Source organism: Williamsia muralis (assembly GCF_002735905.1).
Classification (GTDB): domain Bacteria; phylum Actinomycetota; class Actinomycetes; order Mycobacteriales; family Mycobacteriaceae; genus Williamsia; species Williamsia muralis_A.
On sequence record NZ_PEBD01000010.1, the window covers coordinates 678,174 to 698,284 of the forward strand.

Consider the following 20,111-nt stretch of genomic DNA (forward strand, 5'->3'; position numbering starts at 1 on the left):
GTGGGGCCACTGATCGGCGTGTCGGTGGCCCTGGCTACTGACGAGTAGAACCCGCTCCGACCTGGATTTGCGTCGCAAGGAAAAAGTTTTTACGGTGATTCAAGTTACTCGCGAGTAACTGTTCGTTTGATCTACCTGCGGCGATCGGGAAGAAGCCATCAGGCAGGTGGACCGGCGAGGGTGCGACGAAACTGAGAAAGATCGACAGCTCGTATATTCGTCACGCTGTGTGCGTTAGAGTGAGCCGAACCACAGGCTCCGCGCGGGGGCGGACTTCGTTTTGGAGGGACTAAATCAGTGGGCGTTGAGGTCAGTGTCGAGAATCTGACGAAGTCGTTCGGCTCGCAGAACATTTGGCGTGATGTGTCGCTGACCCTGCCCCAGGGTGAGGTCAGCGTGTTGCTCGGCCCGTCGGGTACCGGTAAGTCGGTGTTCCTCAAGTCGTTGATCGGTCTGCTCCATCCGGAACAGGGCTCGGTCATCATCGACGGCACCGACATCACCAAATGCTCCAACCGTGAGCTGTACGAGATCCGCAAGCTGTTCGGTGTCCTCTTTCAGGACGGCGCCCTCTTCGGGTCGATGAGCCTGTTCGACAACATCGCCTTCCCGCTTCGTGAACACACGAAGAAGAAGGAAGACGAGATCCGGCAGATCGTCATGGACAAGATCGAGCTGGTGGGTCTGACGGGCGCGGAGAACAAGCTCCCCGGCGAGATCTCCGGTGGTATGCGCAAGCGCGCCGGCCTGGCCCGTGCCTTGGTCCTCGACCCGCAGATCATCCTGTGCGACGAGCCGGACTCGGGTCTGGACCCGGTCCGTACCGCGTATCTGTCGCAGCTGTTGATCGACATCAACGCGCAGATCGACGCCACGATCCTCATCGTCACCCACAACATCCAGGTCGCCCGTACCGTGCCGGACAACATCGGCATGCTATTCCGCAAGGAACTGGTCATGTTCGGCCCCCGTGAGGTGCTGCTGACGTCCGACGAGCCGGTGGTGGATCAGTTCCTCAACGGTCGCCGCATCGGACCCATCGGCATGTCGGAGGAGAAGGACGACGCTCAGCAACGCCGCGAGCAGGAGATGGTCGATGCCGGCCACTCCGACGGTGGTACCGCCGAAGACGTCCGGGGCATCGTCCCGCAGCTGCAGGCCACACCCGGACTGCCCGAGCGCAAGGCGGTCGGACGCCGTCAGGCCCGTGTCCGCGAGATCCTGCACACGCTGCCCGAGCCCGCCCAGAAGGCCATCGAAGAAAGCTTCCTCGAAGAGGAGCGAGCTCAGGAGAACGGGCGCGAAGCTGCGCGTAAGACACAAAAGGTGGGCGCCGGTTCCGGTTCATCCAACTCCTCCTACGACGACTCCAGTTACCAGGGTTCGGACGCTCAGACAGAGCAGTTCCCCGCATACCGCGCCGGTGACAAGGCTCTTTAAATGACCAGTGCCACTACACGTGGCGTCGACAGAGTGGCGAAAGCCGGCTCCGGGGCACTTTCTCAGACCGGCAACATCGTCCAGTTGTTCATCGACGTCGCACGCCAGACTTTCGTGCGCCCTTTTCAGTGGCGTGAGTTCATCCAGCAGGCCTGGTTCATCGCCAGCGTCACGATCTTGCCGACGGCGCTCGTCGCCATCCCGTTCGGCGCGATCGTCTCGCTGCAGACCGGGTCGCTGATCCGCCAGCTCGGTGCCGAATCCTTCACCGGTGCGGCCAGCGTCCTGGTGGTCATCCAGCAGGGTGCCCCGCTCGTGACGTCGCTGTTGGTCGCGGGTGCGGCGGGATCAGCCGTGGCCGCCGACCTCGGTGCCCGCACCATTCGCGAAGAGATCGACGCGATGGAAGTGCTCGGCATCAATCCGATTCAGCGACTTGTGGTTCCGCGAGTGCTCGCCATGGTCCTGGTGGCCGTGCTGCTGTGCGGGCTGGTCTCCGTGGTCGGTATCGGCGGAGGTTACTTCTTCAACGTGATCATCCAAGACGGAACGCCCGGTGCGTATCTGGCTTCGTTCAGTGCGCTGGCGCAGTTGCCCGACATCTACGTCGCCGAGGTGAAGGCTGCCGTCTTCGGTGTGATCGCCGGCGTGGTCGCCGCATACAAGGGCCTGCACCCTAAAGGTGGCCCCAAAGGCGTTGGTGATGCGGTCAATCAGAGTGTCGTCATCACATTTTTGTTGTTGTTCTTCGCGAACTTGATCATCACCGCGGTCTACTTGCAGATCGTTCCCGCCAAGGGTTCATAGGAGGACTTCGGAAGTGACCATCGCCAAAGGTCGGGGAGACCTGGGATATCGGGCGGCCAAAGTCGCGCGTGTTCCTTTGCGCGTCCTCGACGGCGCGGGCGACCAGATGTCGTTCTATGGCCGCGCGATCGGCTGGTCGCCGCGCACCATTCGCCGTTACCCCAAAGAACTCCTCCGGCTTCTCGCCGAGGTGGCATTCGGGTCCGGTGGACTCGCGGTCATCGGCGGCACCATCGGTGTGATGGTGCTGATGTCCGGGTTCACCGGTGTCGTCGTCGGTCTGCAGGGCGCCAACGCCCTCGATCAGCTCGGGTCCCAGGCCCTCACCGGGTTCCTGGCGGCCTACGCCAACACCCGTGAGGTCGCCCCGCTCGTCGCCGGACTGGCCCTGTCCGCAACTGTCGGTTGTGGTTTCACCGCTCAGCTCGGCGCCATGCGGATCTCCGAGGAGATCGACGCACTCGAGACCATGGCCGTGCCGTCCATCCCGTTCCTGGTCACCACACGCGTGCTGGCCGGCTTCATCGCCGTCATCCCGCTGTACGTGCTGGGTCTGCTGTCGGCCTACTTCGCCTCACGGCTGATAGCCACGCAGTTCACCGGGCAGTCCTCGGGCTCGTACGACCATTACTTCAATCTGTTCTTGCCACCTGCGGACGTCCTCTGGTCATTCGGCAAGGTCATGATCTTCGCGTTCGTGATCATCCTGGTGCATTGCTACTACGGCTATTACGCCACCGGCGGTCCGGCCGGCGTCGGCGTGGCGGTGGGTCATGCCGTGCGTGCGGCCCTGGTGATCATCGCGGTGCTCGACTTCTTCCTGGGCCTCGCAATCTGGGGGACCACCACCTCCGTGCGAGTAGGGGGATAAACCGATGAAAGCTCTTCGCCGCCGGGCTCTGGGTCTGGTGTTCTTCATCGTTGTCATCTTGTTCCTGACGTTGACGATCATGCAGTACAACAAGTCGTTCACGAAGTTCGTCGACATCAAGTTGTCGACCACTTCGGCCGGAAATGCGTTGCCCACCAACGCCGACGTCAAGGCTCGTGGCCTGATCGTCGGGCAGGTACGCAGTGTCGAACCGGACATCAGGGACGGCTCGGTTGTGGTGACCCTCGGGCTGCAGCCGGACAAGGTCAAGATGCTGCCCACCGACACCACGGCCAGGATCTTGCCGAAGACCCTCTTCGGTGAACGGTATGTCGCGCTGCAGGTGCCCGACGGTCAAGAGGGATCGCCGAGCGATCACCTGACCAACGGCGACACCATCGACGAGGACGTGTCGGGTAACGCGGTGGAACTGCAGCAGCTGTTCGACCAGTTGCTGCCGGTGCTCGACGCGATCCCGCCGGCCGATCTGAACATCACGCTGTCGGCGCTGTCGAAGGCGTTGTCGGGCAACGGCGAACGCCTGGGTACGAGCTTCGAGCAGCTCAACACGATCTTCAAGGACATCAACGCGAACATGCCTGAACTCCAGGGCACGCTGCGTGGCCTGGCCAGTTTCTCGGAGACCTACTCAGAGGCGCTGCCGGACCTGGTGGACTCGCTGGACAATCTGCGTACGACGACCAACACGCTCTATGAACGCCAGGGCGACCTCCGCACATTGATCGCCTCGGTGACCCAGGTTGCGGTGGACGGCACGAACTTCCTGACCACAAACCGGAAAGATCTCGTGGACTTGGCAATTCAGTCTGAGCCGCTGCTGTCGTCGCTGGCGAAGTACTCGCCGACCTTCGGCTGCACGTTCAAGAACTTCGCGGGGTTGGTCCCCAGGGCGGACGTCATCACGGGCAAGGACACCGAGAACCCCGGTGTTCGGGTGAACCTCCAGTTCGTCAACCCCCGTGGTCGTTACCTCCCGAACCAGGACGAGCCGCGACTGTTCGACGAGCGCGGACCGATCTGCTACCCGCAGGCCCGCAACGGCCTGCCGTTCCCGCAGTACCCCTACGGGTCGGTCAATGACGGTTCGTACCAGCCGCCGTCGCGCAACGCCGGTCCCCGAGACCTGCCCGTCCTGCCCGAACCGCAATTCTCCGGTATCCCCTCGGGGACGATCGGTGCGGCTGAGCAGCAGCAGGACCCGCCGACCAACTACAGCGATCCGCGGAACAAACTCCAGGCGCGCGCAATCGTCGCGGCGTCATCGGGCAAGGACCCGGCCGAGATACCGGGATGGATCACGATGGTCGCAGCACCGACGATGCAGGGACAGCAGGTGAGCATTCGATGAAGAGTCTTGTCGGACCCCTCGTCAAGCTGATCGTCTTCGCTGTTGTCACGGTTTTCGCCACCTCGGTACTCGCGTTTGCGGTGGCCAACGGCGGTGGCGGTGGCGGCACCGATTTCAAGGCGATCTTCACCGACGCCACCCAGGTCGCCAAGGGCGACGACGTCCGCATCGCCGGCGTCCGGGTCGGCCAGGTCAGCGGAGTGGAGATCGTCAACCGCGATGAGGCGCAGGTCAGCTTCTCCGTAGACCGTGGCCGGCTGCCTGCCGGCGTGCGGGTCGCGATCAAGCTACGCAACCTCACCGGACAGCGGTACCTCTCTCTGGAGAAAGGCCCGGGCGACCCCGACGACACCATCGGCGGTGGCAGCACCATCGGTCTGCCGAACACCACCGAGGCCATCAACCTCACCGAGCTGTTCAACGGGTTCCGCCCGCTGTTCCAGCAACTCACCGCCGACGACGTCAACAAGCTGTCGGCAGAGATCATCCAGGTGTTCCAGGGCGAGAGCGGCACGATCTCGGAGTTGGTCCGCGACACCGCCAGCCTCACCAACACGATCGCCGACCGTGACCAGGTGATCGGCACGCTGATCGACAACCTGACAGTGGTGCTCAAGAACCTGAACGACCACGACGACCAGTTCACCGCGTTGCTGACGAACACCGAGAAGTTCGTCACCGGGCTTTCGGCACAGCGTGGCTCGGTCGGATCGGCAATCACGTCGCTGTCGAACCTGACGGCGGTGACGGCCTCGATCCTGCAGCCGACGCGCCCGTCAATCCAGGGCTCGATCGCTGCGCTCAACGACCTCGGCCAGACCGTGATACAGCGCCAGGACGAAATCAAGCAAACCCTGACCAACCTGCCGGTGAAGCTCCAAAAGATCGGGCGGGCAGCCACATTCGGTTCGTGGTTCCAGTTCTACCTCTGTGGACTGGACGTCACCGCGGGGAACGGCAGCAGTAGCGTGCTGACGCAGCCGCTGATCCCGCTGCCCGACATCAACCACGTCCTGTACACGAGCGCAGCTACCCGCTGCTGGGCAAACGAGGATCCACCGTGAACGAGATGACCCACCACGCAAGGCGAGAAGGGGAGGTGAGCAAGTGAGCGACCGTTCCAGTTCCGGACGTAGTCCGGTCACCGTGGGTTTCATCGGCATCCTCGTGCTGCTGATGCTGTCGACCTCTGCGTTCTTCCTCAACTCGCTGCCGATGATCGGTGCCGGTGTCATCTACTCCGCCGACTTCTCCGAAGCCGCCGGTCTCAAGCCGGACGCCGAGGTGCGAGTGGCCGGGGTCAAGGTCGGCAACGTGCGCGCCGTCGAACTCGACGGCGACAAGGTCCGGGTCGACATGCAGGTCAGCCAGGCCTGGATCGGCGATCAGACCACGGCCTCGATCCAGATCAAGACCGTGCTGGGCCAGAAGTACATTGCGCTCGATCCGCAGGGCAGCGAAATCGCCGACCCCAAGGACGTCATCCCGCTGAGCCGCACCACCTCGCCGTATGACGTGATCGAGGCGTTCTCCGACGCCGCCGATCAGATCGAGGAAGTCGACACCAACCAGCTCGCGACCAGCATGCGCACGTTGTCGGACGCCTTCTCGGGCACGCCCGCCGACCTTCGCGCATCGCTCGACGGACTCACCCGTCTCTCAGAGACCATCGCGAGCCGCGACCAGAAGGTCCAGGAACTGCTGGAGGCGACCAAGGACACCTCCAAGATCCTCGCCGACCGCAACCAGGAGTTCGAGCGGTTGATCAACGGCGCGGGACAGTTGCTCGAAGAACTGAACAATCGTCAGCAGTCGATCTCACGGCTGCTCTCGAGCACGATCACGCTGTCGGATGCCCTCAGCGGAATCGTCAAGGACAACCAGGAGCAGATCGGCCCGACGCTGGAGACGCTGCGTCAGGTGATCGAGATCCTCAACGACCAGAACGAGAACCTGCGTCAATCGCTCACGTACATGGCGCCGTTCTACCGGCTGTACGCCAACGTGCTCGGTAGTGGGCGCTGGTTCGACTCGGTGGTCACCAACATCCTGCCGCCGGCTCTGCCGCAGCAGAACACGACAAGGCTCCCGGTGCAGCAGAAGCAGATCAACAATGGCGGCGGAACGGTGGCCGGACAATGATGACCTCGGCGAGCAACACTCAGGACACTCGCGGTCCCGGCCGCTGGTTCACCCCGAAGCACATCGTCTTCATCGTCATCGCGTTGATCCTGGCGCTCTTGGTGGCGGGGTCGTTGTGGTGGGTGTTCAAGCGTGTCAACAGCACTCAGGTCACCGCGTACTTCAAGAGCAGCGTCGGCATCTACGACGGTAGTGACGTCCGCGTACTCGGCGTGGCGGTGGGCACGGTGGAGAACGTCAAGCCCGAAGGCGATCAGGTGCGCGTCAAGATGCGCGTCGACGGCAACGTCAATCTTCCGAAAGACGTTGGCGCAGTGCAGATCACACCTTCTGTGGTGGCCGACCGCTATGTGCAGTTGACGCCCGTCTACACCGGTGGCCCGAAGGCGTCGAAGGACATCAACCTGCCGGTCGCCAAGACGATGGTGCCCGTCGAGGTCGACGAGCTGTACTCATCGGTGCAGAAGCTCTCGACCGCTCTCGGCCCCGACGGCGCAAACAAGAACGGCGCGGTGTCCGAACTGGTCACCACCGGTGCGCAGAACCTGGCCGGCAACGGTGAGGCGCTGCAGTCGACGATCACCCAGCTCTCGAAGGCGGCGAACACCCTCAACGAGTCGCGGGGCAACATCGTCGACACGGTCAAGAACCTCGACAGCTTCATCGGCATGCTCGCGGCCAACGACCAGCAGGTGCGACAGTTCAACACTCAGATGGCCGACTTCAACAACTTCCTGGCCGGTGAGCGCGAACAGCTCGGAACCGCACTCGACAAGCTGTCGGTGGCGCTCGGTGACGTGGCCGGATTCGTCGAGGACAACCGCGAGGCACTGGGAGACCGGGTCTCGGAATTGATCCCGACCACACAGACCCTCGTGGACACCAAGAGCTCTCAGAAAGAGATCCTGACGGCTCTGCCACTGGCGCTGTCCAACCTGGTCAACGCCTACAACGCTGAGTCGGGAACTCTCGATCTGCACCTGACCATCCCCGAGTTGCAAGACCTGCTCGGCGCTCAGTGTGGCTTGCTCGACCTGGGCAGGCTCAAGCCAGGTGACCCGGCATTCGAACAGTTCAGCAAGACGCTCAAACCGCTGATCGACCAATGTACAAATGTTGCCGACCAGATCACCGCAGGTATCAAGACGCCGACGCTCAACCTGCCGTTCGGCATCCTGAGCAACGACAACCTGCAGAATCGCGGACCCGTGCCGGGCACGGTTCCGGGCAACCCGGATCCGGCGCTGGAGGGTGAGAACTGATGAGGTCACCCCTTCGTAGAAACGTTGTCGGTCGTCAGCGACTGGTGCAGGTCGGTGCCGCGGCACTGGCCGGTGCCGCGCTGATCGCGGTCAGTGGTTGTGGCACGCAAGGGCTGCAGTCGGTTCCGCTGCCCGGCGGCGCAAGCCTGGGTGACTCCCCGCGCACGTACAAGCTGCAGTTCCTGGATGTGCTCGACCTGGTCCCGCAGTCGACGGTCAAGTTCAACGGCATCGAGGTCGGCCGGGTGGATTCGATCAAGGTCTCGCCTGATCAGTGGACGGCGGAGGTGAAGATCGAGGTGCAGAACAACGTCGATCTGTCCGACGCGTCCACCGCGGAGATCCAGCAGACGAACCTGCTCGGTGAGAAGTACGTGGCGCTCGAAGATCCGCAAGAGAACGCGGACCTGCCCCGGCAGAACCCGGCCGAGACCATCGGTTGCCCCGCAGTGGGCGCGCCGGACTGCCGCACGCGCACGGCAACGGATATCGAGCAGGTGCTCGGCGCGTTGTCCTTGTTGCTCAACGGTGGTGGTATCTCGCAGATCAAGCCGATCGTCGACGAATTGAACACCGCACTCGATGGCCGCGAAACGCAGGTGAAGGGTCTCCTCAACGAGACCGCGACCCTGATCAGCGGACTCGAAGAGCAGAAGAACAACATCGTCACCGCACTCGACGGCCTCGACAAACTGTCCAATCGTGCCCGGGCCCAGACCGATCAGATCAACCGTGTCCTCGACGAACTGCCCAAGGGCGTAGCGGTACTGGAAGAGCAGCGGCCTCAGCTCGTGGCGATGCTCGAACAGGTCGACCGCCTGGGTGTTGTCGGGGTGCAGGTGCTGGGCACCGCTCGCGAGGAGATCATCACCGACCTCAAGGCTCTGCGGCCGACGCTGCAGGCTCTCGCCGGTGCGGCTCCGGACCTGATCACCGCGTCACCGCTGCTGTTCACCTACCCGTTCCCGGACGCACTGCTCCCGGGTATCAAGGGTGACTCGACCAACCTGTTCGCCAACCTGGACCTGCGGCTGCTCAACCAGCTCGAGGCTCTCGGGGTCGGACAGGGTGAGCCGGTGTACAGCCCGCCACGGACCGGACCGCAGCCGATCATCGATCCTGCGAATCCGTACTACAACGGCAATGGCCCGCGGCTCGGCTGGCCGACCATCACGTTGCTCCCGCTGCCGAACGCTCGGCCGGGGCCGAACACGCCGCCCTCGGGCGGGCAGTATGCGCTGATGCCGGAAGAACGCGGGCAGCAGAGCTTCCTGCAGGGCCCGATGAACATGCTGGCCAACGCGAACGTCGGAGCTGGATCATGATGAGCAAGATCGTCCGATGGCAGCTGATCATCTTCGTGGTGATCGGTGTGGTCGCCATCGTGTACGTGGGTGCCACCTACGCCAAGCTCGATCGGATGGTCGGCGTCGGTTCGTACTCCGTGAAGGCCGAATTCCCGGACTCCGGCGGCATCTTCACCAATGCCGAAGTGACGTATCAGGGTGTTCCCGTCGGCCGGGTCGGCGCGCTGACCCTGCAGCCCGAGGGCGTGCAGGTCGAGTTGATCCTCGACTCCGATGGCGCGGACATCCCGGATTCGGCCGTGGCCGTCGTCGCCAACCGATCGGCGATCGGCGAGCAGTACGTGGACCTGCGCCCGAAGAACAACGACGGTCCGTACCTCAAGAACGGCTCGGTCATCACCGACACCAAGACTCCGCCGCCGCTGCAGGACGTTCTGAAGTCGGCCGTCGACTTCACCGGCTCAATACCGGTGGACGATCTGAGGACGGTCGTCACCGAATTGGGCAAGGCCTTCAACGGCAATGCGGAGAATCTGCGGTCGCTCGTGGACTCGCTGACCAACCTGTCCCAGGCGGGTCTCGACAACCTGCCCCAGACGATCTCGCTCATCCAGAACAGCGACACCGTTCTGAGCACCCAGGCCGAGCAGTCTGACGAGATCCTCAGCTGGTCACGCAATCTGGAGCTGGTGACGCAGACCCTGCAGGCATCCGATCCGGCCATTCGGCGGTTGCTGACCACTGGAACCACCAGTGCCACACAGATTTCCAGGCTGCTGCAGGACAGTGGCGGTGACATCACCACCGTCGTCCGCAATCTCGCCGAGGACGTGCGGACTGTGTCGCCGACCTTCTTCGCGGCGAGTCCGACGCTGGCGCTTCTGTCGGCCCTCTCGAGCGGCAGCTACAGCCCGGCACCCGGAGACGGCACGATCCACTTCGGCATCGTCCTGGAGGTCAACAACCCGCCTGCGTGCACGCTCGGATACGAGAGCACTCAGGACATCATCGCCGCCGAAGAAGCCCGCAACCCGGACTTCGACATCAACTACGACGACTTCCCGTTCAACACCGAGGCGAAATGTACGGTCGCGCAGGGTAATCCGACCGACGTTCGTGGTGCTGCCCGGGCGGTGTACGCCAACCCGAACTTCCCGCAGCCGTGGGATGACAACCCCAAGAAGATGCCCGACACGTTGAATCTGAATCCGATCGCGGAACAGATCGCGGCGCTTCTGGGTGTGCGGGACAAGTGATGTCGAGGATGTGGGCTGTCCACTTGTCGACGGCTGAGGCGAGGCTGCACCCAGCAACGGCGTGTACCTTTGGCGGGCGATGACTGAGACTTCAAAGCCCGGCGGCAAGCGGCAGCACGGATCGCAGACGCTGTGGTTGCGGATCGGTGCTGCCCTGGCAGTGGCCGGCCTCGTGGCCGCAGTGGTGTGTGCAGCGTTCTTCGCGATCGGGTGGAAAGACGCCTACGCCGAGCGCGACGCCCAGCAGACCCGTGACAGTGCGCAGGACGGCGCCGAACAGGTGATCCTCAACGTCACCAACATCGACCCGAAAAATCTGACGGCATTCCGCGAGCAGGTCGACGCATCCCTCACGGGTAAGGCCAAGACGCAGATCACCGCGGAGGACTTCGAGAACCTCACCAAGCAGGTGGACGCCAACGGCGACCGGACCGCGACGTTGTCGTCGGTGGTCAAGCGCAGCGGCGTCGTCGAGTTCAACAAGGAAGACAAGACCGCAAAGGTGCTCGTGTACGTCGATGTCACAAGTACGGTCCAGGGCACGCCGCCGGCCACATCCAACATGGGGTTCTCGGTCGACGTCGTCGACATCGACGGCGGCTGGAAGGCCTCGGACATCCAGTCGATCGATGCGATCGGACTCGAGGACCCGGCAGGCAGCACCCAGGCACCGGCAGGCGATCCCGCTGCCACCCCGGCGCCGGTCGAACCCGCTCCCGCCACAGGGGGCAACTGATGGCGGGCACACCGCGTAAGCCGATCCGTCCGGCCGGACCCCGCGGCAAGATCCGCGTCGCAGGCAGCGGCCCGTCGGCCCGCAAGGTCAACCCTTCCGAGAACGCCGACGAATCGGCGACCACGGACAACGTGACGCCCGAGACAGCAATGCCGGAGTCGTCGGCACCTGAAGCGGTCGAGTCCACCGAGTCCGGTGCCGCTCAGTCCGCCACAACTCAGTCCGGCACCACCGAGTCCGGCACCACCGAGTCCGGCACCACCGAACCGGCGCCCGAGGCGGGGGAGTCCACGCCCGACGCCACCGCAGCACCCAGCGACCGGACGTCGACCGGCGAAGCCACGGCAACTGCCGAGACCGCGGCCACCGACAAAACGGTGAAACTCGGCAAGCCGGCCGCGAAGAGCAAGCCGAAGGTCAAGGGCGCCTCGCTCAAGAAGCCCGCAACCGAACGGTCGTCCGACGACAAGCCGGCCCAGGCCGCCGAACCGAAGACGGCGAAAGCGGCATCGGGCTTCCTGACCTGGCGCAAGGTTGCGATCGTCGCGCTCCTGGCCGTCGTGTTCGCGGTGTTCGCCGTGGTCGCGGCATTCAAGCCGGGTGCCTCGACGCAGTCGAACATGGCGTTCATCAACTCGTCGGAGACCAGTGCCCTCAAGGCGCAGGCCGGCGACCGCATCTGCGCCGTGCTCTCCATCGACCCCACCAAGTTCGACGACTGGGCCGACAAGGCGAAGACCGGTCTGACCGGCGAAGCGCTCAACGAGTTCAACGAGTACCAGAGCACCAGCAGGGACCTGGCGGCCCAGAGCGGCCAGGGAGCCGAGTGCAAGGTGGACATGGTCGCGGTCAGCAACATGGACGGCTCCAGTGCCACCGTGATCGCAACGGTGCTGATCAGTACCACCCAGCAGGGTGTGGCAGTCCTGAGCGGTCCCGGCCAGGCGCGTACCGAACTCGGTATGCAAAAGGTTGACGGACAGTGGCGCATCAACCGCATATCTGACTTTTAAGCGTCTTTCCGCGCGTTCCTCTTGACGCAGGGCCCCGTTGGTAGCAGTCTGTCCGCAGTAACCAAAAGGGGTTGTTTACGTGCGCCCATTTTCTGGTACAGTAGGACGTTGCGCTGGCTGCCTCCTGTCCATCTCTCGATTTCACCTTCTCGCCACGACCGTGTGTCGTCTCAGGTGATTCGCCGTTGACCAGGTCGCAGGCGCAGCGAACACCACTAAGGCACTACGAGTAATTCGTGTTGGAAGGACATATCTTGGCAGTCTCCCGCCAGTCCACCTCAACCATTCCAGGTGCGCCTCGGCGCGCCTCTTTCGCAAAGATCAGCGAGCCCCTCGAAGTACCCGGACTGCTTGATGTGCAGCTCGAGTCGTTCGAGTGGCTGGTCGGTTCAGCGGAATGGCGTGAGCGCGCTGCTTCCCGCGGCGACGGAAACCCTACCGGCGGCCTGGAGGACATCCTCGCCGAACTGTCCCCGATCGAGGACTTCTCCGGCTCCATGTCGCTGTCTTTCTCCGACCCACGCTTCGATGAGGTCAAGGCCTCGGTCGAGGAGTGCAAAGACAAGGACATGACGTACGCGGCCCCGCTGTTCGTCACCGCGGAGTTCATCAACAACAACACCGGCGAGATCAAGTCGCAGACCGTCTTCATGGGCGACTTCCCGATCATGACCGACAAGGGCAGCTTCATCATCAACGGCACCGAGCGTGTCGTGGTGAGCCAGCTGGTGCGTAGCCCCGGTGTGTACTTCGACGCGACCATCGACAAGGCCACCGAGAAGACCCTGCACAGTGTCAAGGTCATCCCGGGCCGCGGCGCATGGCTCGAGTTCGACATCGACAAGCGCGACACCGTCGGTGTCCGCATCGACCGCAAGCGTCGCCAGTCGGTCACCGTTCTGCTCAAGGCACTCGGCTGGACCAAGGAGCAGATCGAAGAGCGCTTCGGTTTCTCCGAGATCATGATGTCGACCCTGGAGAAGGACAACACCGCAGGCACCGACGAGGCCCTGCTCGAGGTGTACCGCAAGTTGCGTCCGGGCGAGCCCCCCACCAAGGAGTCCGCGCAGACCCTGCTGGAGAACCTGTTCTTCAAGGAGAAGCGCTACGACCTCGCCAAGGTTGGCCGCTACAAGGTCAACAAGAAGCTCGGTCTGGTCGAGAACCCGATGGCCGGCGCCCCCGTGCTGACCGAAGAGGACATCGTCGCCACCGTCGAGTACCTGGTGCGTCTGCATGAGGCCGATCCCAACGTCACCAGCACGATGACCGTGCCCGGTGGCGTCGAGGTGCCCGTCGAGGTCGACGACATCGACCACTTCGGCAACCGTCGCCTGCGTACCGTCGGCGAGCTCATCCAGAACCAGATCCGCGTGGGCCTGTCCCGCATGGAGCGCGTGGTCCGTGAGCGGATGACCACTCAGGACGTCGAGGCGATCACGCCGCAGACCCTGATCAACATCCGTCCGGTCGTCGCGGCGATCAAGGAGTTCTTCGGAACCTCGCAGCTGTCGCAGTTCATGGACCAGAACAACCCGCTGTCGGGCCTGACCCACAAGCGCCGCCTGTCGGCGCTCGGCCCCGGTGGTCTGTCCCGTGAGCGTGCCGGCCTCGAGGTCCGTGACGTCCACCCGTCGCATTACGGCCGCATGTGCCCGATCGAGACCCCTGAGGGCCCGAACATCGGCCTGATCGGTTCGCTGTCGGTGTACGCGCGGGTCAACCCGTTCGGGTTCATCGAGACGCCGTACCGCAAGGTCGTCGACGGATACGTCACCGACGAGGTGAACTACCTCACCGCTGACGAAGAGGATCGTTACCTGATCGCCCAGGCGAACTCGGGCATCGACGCCGACAACCGGCTCTCCGACGACCGCGTGCTGGTCCGTAAGAAGGGCTCGGAGGTCGAGTTCGTGCCGACCAGCCAGGTCGAGTACATGGACGTCAGCCCGCGCCAGATGGTGTCGGTCGCAACCGCCATGATCCCGTTCCTCGAGCACGACGACGCCAACCGTGCCCTGATGGGCGCGAACATGCAGCGTCAGGCGGTGCCGCTGGTTCGCAGCGAGTCGCCGTTGGTCGGTACCGGCATGGAACTGCGTGCCGCCATCGATGCCGGAGACGTGATCATCTCGTCGAAGGCCGGTGTGGTGGAAGAGGTCTCGGCCGACTACATCACCGTGATGGCCGACGACGGCACTCGCGACACCTTCCGGATGCGCAAGTTCGCCCGCTCCAACCAGGGCACCTGTGCCAACCAGCGTCCGATCGTGGACGAGGGGCAGCGTGTCGAGGTCGGCCAGGTGCTGGCCGACGGACCGTGCACCGATCAGGGTGAGATGGCCCTCGGAAAGAACCTGCTCGTGGCGATCATGCCGTGGGAAGGCCACAACTACGAGGACGCGATCATCCTGAGCCAGCGTCTGGTCGAAGAGGACGTGCTCACCTCGATTCACATCGAAGAGCACGAAATCGACGCCCGCGACACCAAGCTCGGTGCCGAGGAGATCACCCGGGACATCCCGAACGTCTCCGATGAGGTGCTCGCCGATCTCGACGAGCGCGGCATCATCCGCATCGGTGCGGAGGTCCGCGACGGCGACATCCTGGTCGGCAAGGTCACGCCCAAGGGCGAGACCGAGCTCACCCCGGAAGAGCGTCTGCTGCGCGCCATCTTCGGTGAGAAGGCGCGCGAGGTGCGCGACACCTCGCTGAAGGTTCCGCACGGCGAGACCGGCAAGGTCATCGGCATCCGCGTCTTCTCGCGTGATGACGACGACGACTTGCCTCCCGGCGTCAACGAGCTGGTCCGGGTGTACGTGGCCCAGAAGCGCAAGATCCAGGACGGCGACAAGCTCGCCGGCCGCCACGGCAACAAGGGCGTCATCGGCAAGATCCTCCCGCAAGAGGACATGCCGTTCCTGCCCGACGGCACCCCGGTCGACATCATCCTGAACACCCACGGTGTGCCGCGTCGTATGAACATCGGCCAGATTTTGGAGACCCACCTCGGGTGGATCGCCAAGACCGGCTGGAACATCGACGTCGCTCAGGGCGTGCCGGAGTGGGCGTCGAAGCTGCCCGAGGACATGCTCTCGGTGGAGGCGGACACCAACACCGCGACCCCGGTGTTCGACGGCGCTCGCGAGGAGGAGCTGACCGGTCTGCTGGCGTCGACGCTACCGAACCGCGACGGCGAGGTGATGGTCAACGCCGATGGCAAGGCCACCTTGTTCGACGGTCGTAGTGGCGAGCCGTTCCCGTACCCGGTCTCGGTCGGCTACATGTACATCATCAAGCTGCACCACTTGGTCGACGACAAGATCCACGCGCGTTCGACCGGTCCGTACTCGATGATCACGCAGCAGCCGCTGGGTGGTAAGGCGCAGTTCGGTGGTCAGCGTTTCGGCGAGATGGAGTGCTGGGCCATGCAGGCCTACGGTGCGGCCTACACGCTGCAGGAGCTTCTCACCATCAAGTCGGACGACGTCGTCGGCCGCGTGAAGGTGTACGAAGCGATCGTCAAGGGCGAGAACATCCCGGAACCGGGTATCCCCGAATCGTTCAAGGTGCTGCTGAAGGAACTTCAGTCGCTGTGCCTGAACGTCGAGGTGCTCAGCTCCGACGGTGCTGCCATCGAGATGCGTGACGGTGACGACGAGGACCTCGAGCGGGCTGCGGCCAACCTGGGGATCAACCTCTCGCGCAACGAGTCCGCCACTGTCGACGACTTGGCGAACTGACCTGACCCGCAAGCGGTCAGGCGGCTCGCCAACTGATCGTCCAGATTTACTGACTGAGCAACTGAAAGGTAAATAGTGCTCGACGTCAACTTTTTCGATGAACTCAAGATCGGTCTGGCCACCGCCGACGACATCCACAACTGGTCCTTCGGTGAGGTGAAGAAGCCGGAGACCATCAACTACCGCACGCTCAAGCCAGAGAAGGACGGCTTGTTCTGCGAGAAGATCTTCGGTCCCACCCGGGACTGGGAGTGCTACTGCGGCAAGTACAAGCGTGTCCGCTTCAAGGGCATCATCTGTGAGCGCTGCGGCGTCGAGGTCACTCGCGCCAAGGTGCGTCGTGAGCGGATGGGTCACATCGAGCTGGCCGCCCCGGTCACCCACATCTGGTACTTCAAGGGTGTGCCGAGCCGGTTGGGTTACCTGCTCGACCTGGCGCCGAAGGATCTCGAGAAGATCATCTACTTCGCCGCCTACGTCATCACCGCGGTGGACGACGAACTGCGCCACAACGAGAAGTCCACTCTCGAGGCCGAGATGGAGGTCGAGAAGAAAGGCGTTGCCGATCAGCGCGACGCCGATCTCGAAGAGCGCGCCAAGAAGCTCGAAGAGGACTTGGCAGAGCTGGAGCGCGAAGGCGCCAAGGCCGATGCCCGTCGCAAGGTGAAGGATGCCGGCGAGCGCGAGATGCGCCGTATCCGCGACACCGCGCAGCGCGCTCTCGACGATCTCGAAGAGATCTGGGACAAGTTCGTCAAGCTCGCTCCCAAGCAGATGATCATCGACGAGAAGCTCTACCGCGAGCTCCAGGACCGCTACGGCGAGTACTTCACCGGAGCCATGGGTGCCGAGGCCATCAAGCGTCTGCTCGAGGACTTCGACATCGCGGCCGAGGCCGAGATCCTGCGTGACACGATCCGTAATGGCAAGGGGCAGAAGAAGCTCCGTGCACTCAAGCGGCTCAAGGTCGTCGCGGCTTTCCATCAGTCGGGCAACTCCCCGCTGGGCATGGTTCTCGACGCCGTGCCGGTGATCCCGCCGGAGCTCCGTCCGATGGTCCAGCTCGACGGTGGCCGTTTCGCGACGTCCGACCTGAACGACCTGTACCGCCGCGTGATCAACCGCAACAACCGCCTCAAGCGACTGATCGACCTCGGTGCTCCCGAGATCATCGTCAACAACGAGAAGCGGATGCTGCAGGAGTCCGTCGACGCACTGTTCGACAACGGCCGTCGTGGCCGTCCGGTCACCGGACCGGGTAACCGCCCGCTGAAGTCGTTGAGCGATCTGCTCAAGGGCAAGCAGGGTCGTTTCCGTCAGAACCTGCTCGGCAAGCGCGTCGACTACTCGGGCCGTTCGGTCATCGTCGTCGGCCCGCAGCTCAAGCTGCATCAGTGTGGTCTGCCCAAGCTGATGGCTCTCGAGCTGTTCAAGCCGTTCGTGATGAAGCGTCTCGTCGACCTGAACCAGGCACAGAACATCAAGTCCGCCAAGCGGATGGTGGAGCGTCAGCGCCCCGCCGTGTGGGACGTGCTCGAAGAGGTCATCGCCGAACACCCGGTGCTGCTCAACCGTGCACCCACCCTGCACCGTCTGGGCATCCAGGCGTTCGAGCCGCAGCTCGTGGAGGGCAAGGCCATCCAGCTGCACCCGCTGGTGTGTGAGGCGTTCAACGCCGACTTCGACGGTGACCAGATGGCAGTGCACCTGCCGCTGAGCGCCGAGGCACAGGCCGAGGCCCGCATCCTGATGCTGTCCTCGAACAACATCCTGTCGCCCGCGTCGGGTCGTCCGCTGGCCATGCCGCGTCTGGACATGGTGACCGGTCTGTTCCACCTCACCACGCTCAAGGAGCAAGCGGTCGGCGCGTACACCGCATCGACCGACGGCGACATCGAGCGCGGCGTGTACTCCAGCCCGGCCGAGGCCATCATGGCCGTCGACCGCGGTCTGCTGAGTGTGCAGGCTCCGATCAAGGTCCGGCTGACGCATCAGCGTCCGCCGGCCACCGTCGAGCGTGAGCGTTTCCCCGAGGGCTGGAAGTTCGGCACCCCGTGGGAGATCCACACCACGCTGGGCCGGGTCATGTTCAACGAGCTGCTGCCCAACGACTATCCGTTCGTCAACGAGCAGATGCCGAAGAAGCGTCAGGCCACGATCATCAACGACATGGCCGAGCGCTACCCGATGATCGTTGTCGCGCAGACCGTCGACAAGCTCAAGGACGCCGGTTTCTACTGGGCGACCCGCTCGGGTGTCACCATCGCCATGTCCGACGTGCTGGTCTCGCCGGACAAGAAGCAGATCCTCGACAAGTACGAGGAGCGGGCCGACGGCCTGGAGCGCAAGTTCCAGCGTGGTGCACTCACCGGCGCCGAGCGTCGTGACGCTCTGGTGGAGATCTGGAAGCAGGCGACCGAAGAGGTCGGTGCGGCCATGGAGGCGCACTACCCCGACGACAACCCGATCCCGATGATCGTGAAGTCCGGTGCCGCGGGCAACATGACCCAGATTCGCTCGCTCGCGGGCATGAAGGGTCTTGTGACCAACCCGAAGGGTGAGTTCATCCCGCGTCCGATCAAGTCCTCGTTCCGCGAGGGCCTGACCGTGGCCGAGTACTTCATCAACACCCACGGTGCCCGTAAGGGTCTGGCCGACACCGCGCTTCGTACCGCCGACTCGGGTTACCTGACCCGTCGTCTGGTGGACGTGTCGCAGGACGTCATCGTGCGCGAAACCGACTGTGGCACCGAGCGTGGCATCAACACGATCATCGCCGAGAAGCAGACCGACGGTTCGCTCATCCGTGACGCCCATGTCGAGACGTCGACGTTCGCACGTACGTTGGCCACCGACGCTGTCGACGAGAACGGCAACGTGATCATCGAGCGCGGCCACGATCTCGGTGATCCCGCGATCGAAGCCCTGCTCGAGGCCGGCATCTCGCAGGTGAAGGTCCGTTCGGTCCTCACCTGCAGCACCGGCACCGGCGTCTGCGCCACCTGCTACGGACGGTCGATGGCCACCGGCAAGCTCGTCGACATCGGCGAGGCCGTCGGTATCGTCGCGGCCCAGTCGATCGGTGAGCCCGGAACCCAGCTGACCATGCGTACCTTCCACCAGGGTGGCGTCGGCGACGACATCACCGGTGGTCTGCCGCGTGTGCAGGAGCTGTTCGAGGCGCGTGTCCCCAAGGGCAAGGCCCCGATCGCCGAGGTCTCCGGACGTATCCGGCTCGAGGATGATGATCGCTTCTACAAGATGACGATCACACCCGATGACGGCTCCGAAGAGGTTGTCTACGACAAGATCTCGAAGCGTCAGCGTCTGCGTGTCTTCAAGCACGACGACGGCAGCGAGCGTCTGCTCGCCGACGGCGACCACGTGGAGGTGGGACAGCAGCTCATGGAAGGTGCTGCCGATCCGCACGAGGTGCTGCGTGTGATGGGTCCCCGTCAGGTGCAGGTGCACCTCGTCAACGAGGTCCAGGAGGTCTACCGGAGCCAGGGTGTGTCGATCCACGACAAGCACATCGAGACGATCGTTCGTCAGATGCTGCGTCGCGTGACGATCATCGACTCCGGTGCCACCGAGTTCCTGCCCGGTTCGCTCACCGAGCGTGCCGAGTTCGAGGCGGCCAACCGTCGTGTCGTGGCCGAAGGCGGCGAGCCCGCTGCCGGACGTCCGGTGCTGATGGGTATCACCAAGGCATCGCTCGCGACCGAGTCGTGGTTGTCGGCGGCGTCGTTCCAGGAGACCACTCGTGTGCTCACCGATGCGGCCATCAACAGCCGTAGCGACAAGCTCATCGGTCTCAAGGAGAACGTGATCATCGGTAAGCTCATCCCGGCCGGAACCGGTATCAACCGGTACCGGAACATCCAGGTGCAGCCGACCGAAGAAGCACGTGCGGCCGCGTACGCGGTGCCGTCGTACGACGACACCTACTACAGCCCGGACGGCACCTTCGGTGCCCCGTCGGGTGCGGCTGTCCCGCTGGACGATTACGGCTTCAGCAGCGACTACCGGTAACCAGCGCAACTCAAAGCGGGCGTCCTCTTCGGAGGGCGCCCGCTTTTGTTGTCGGCCCGCCCGGCCCCGCCCGCCCCCCGAATTCGCTCCACCTGCTTGCGTCTGCTCCAGGTGCACTCGGCGCGTTCGACCG

At 63.8% G+C, this 20,111-nt stretch carries 13 protein-coding genes; all 13 read left to right on the forward strand.

Annotation, left to right across the window (positions count from 1 at the left end; genetic code table 11):
- Nucleotides 1–297 precede the first annotated feature (297 nt).
- The 13 genes from CSW57_RS16815 to CSW57_RS16875 all read left to right on the forward strand — a co-directional run bounded on the left by CSW57_RS16815 (nt 298) and on the right by CSW57_RS16875 (nt 19,978).
- Nucleotides 298–1,440, forward strand: coding sequence for an ABC transporter ATP-binding protein (locus CSW57_RS16815; protein WP_099383817.1), 1,143 nt, complete (start codon nt 298–300; stop codon nt 1,438–1,440).
- A complete protein-coding gene (locus tag CSW57_RS16820) occupies nt 1,441–2,247 on the forward strand; it encodes an MlaE family ABC transporter permease (RefSeq protein WP_099383818.1) in 807 nt (268 codons plus the stop codon).
- Between the two features lie 13 nt (nt 2,248–2,260).
- A complete protein-coding gene (locus tag CSW57_RS16825; RefSeq protein ID WP_023962325.1) occupies nt 2,261–3,118 on the forward strand; it encodes an MlaE family ABC transporter permease in 858 nt (285 codons plus the stop codon).
- A 4-nt stretch (nt 3,119–3,122) separates the two neighbouring features.
- The gene (locus CSW57_RS16830; RefSeq protein WP_099383819.1) at nt 3,123–4,487 is read left to right on the forward strand and encodes an MCE family protein; all 1,365 of its coding nucleotides are present in this window, start codon (nt 3,123–3,125) and stop codon (nt 4,485–4,487) included.
- A complete protein-coding gene (locus tag CSW57_RS16835; RefSeq protein ID WP_099383820.1) occupies nt 4,484–5,551 on the forward strand; it encodes an MCE family protein in 1,068 nt (355 codons plus the stop codon). Before CSW57_RS16830 ends, CSW57_RS16835 begins: the two co-directional genes overlap by 4 nt.
- Before the next feature lie 43 nt (nt 5,552–5,594).
- Nucleotides 5,595–6,629: an MCE family protein gene (locus tag CSW57_RS16840; RefSeq protein ID WP_223249316.1), complete on the forward strand. Its 1,035-nt coding sequence runs from the start codon at nt 5,595–5,597 to the stop codon at nt 6,627–6,629.
- On the forward strand, nt 6,629–7,891 hold the full coding sequence (locus tag CSW57_RS16845) for an MCE family protein (protein WP_099383822.1): 1,263 nt from the start codon (nt 6,629–6,631) through the stop codon (nt 7,889–7,891). The genes CSW57_RS16840 and CSW57_RS16845 overlap by 1 nt, the downstream gene beginning before the upstream one ends.
- Nucleotides 7,891–9,216 carry an MCE family protein gene (locus tag CSW57_RS16850; protein WP_099383823.1) on the forward strand — a complete coding sequence of 442 codons (1,326 nt, stop codon included), beginning with the start codon at nt 7,891–7,893 and terminating at the stop codon, nt 9,214–9,216. The genes CSW57_RS16845 and CSW57_RS16850 overlap by 1 nt, the downstream gene beginning before the upstream one ends.
- Nucleotides 9,213–10,454, forward strand: a complete 1,242-nt coding sequence (locus CSW57_RS16855) for an MCE family protein (protein ID WP_099383824.1) — start codon at nt 9,213–9,215, stop codon at nt 10,452–10,454. The genes CSW57_RS16850 and CSW57_RS16855 overlap by 4 nt, the downstream gene beginning before the upstream one ends.
- A gap of 79 nt (nt 10,455–10,533) precedes the next feature.
- The gene (locus CSW57_RS16860) at nt 10,534–11,190 is read left to right on the forward strand and encodes a hypothetical protein (protein ID WP_143696557.1); all 657 of its coding nucleotides are present in this window, start codon (nt 10,534–10,536) and stop codon (nt 11,188–11,190) included.
- Complete coding sequence (locus CSW57_RS16865) at nt 11,190–12,203, forward strand: hypothetical protein (RefSeq protein WP_099383826.1); 1,014 nt, start codon at nt 11,190–11,192, stop codon at nt 12,201–12,203. Before CSW57_RS16860 ends, CSW57_RS16865 begins: the two co-directional genes overlap by 1 nt.
- A gap of 254 nt (nt 12,204–12,457) precedes the next feature.
- Nucleotides 12,458–15,946: a DNA-directed RNA polymerase subunit beta gene (rpoB, locus tag CSW57_RS16870; protein WP_099384550.1), complete on the forward strand. Its 3,489-nt coding sequence runs from the start codon at nt 12,458–12,460 to the stop codon at nt 15,944–15,946.
- A 75-nt stretch (nt 15,947–16,021) separates the two neighbouring features.
- Nucleotides 16,022–19,978, forward strand: coding sequence for a DNA-directed RNA polymerase subunit beta' (locus tag CSW57_RS16875; protein ID WP_099383827.1), 3,957 nt, complete (start codon nt 16,022–16,024; stop codon nt 19,976–19,978).
- The last annotated feature ends 133 nt before the right edge of the window (nt 19,979–20,111 follow it).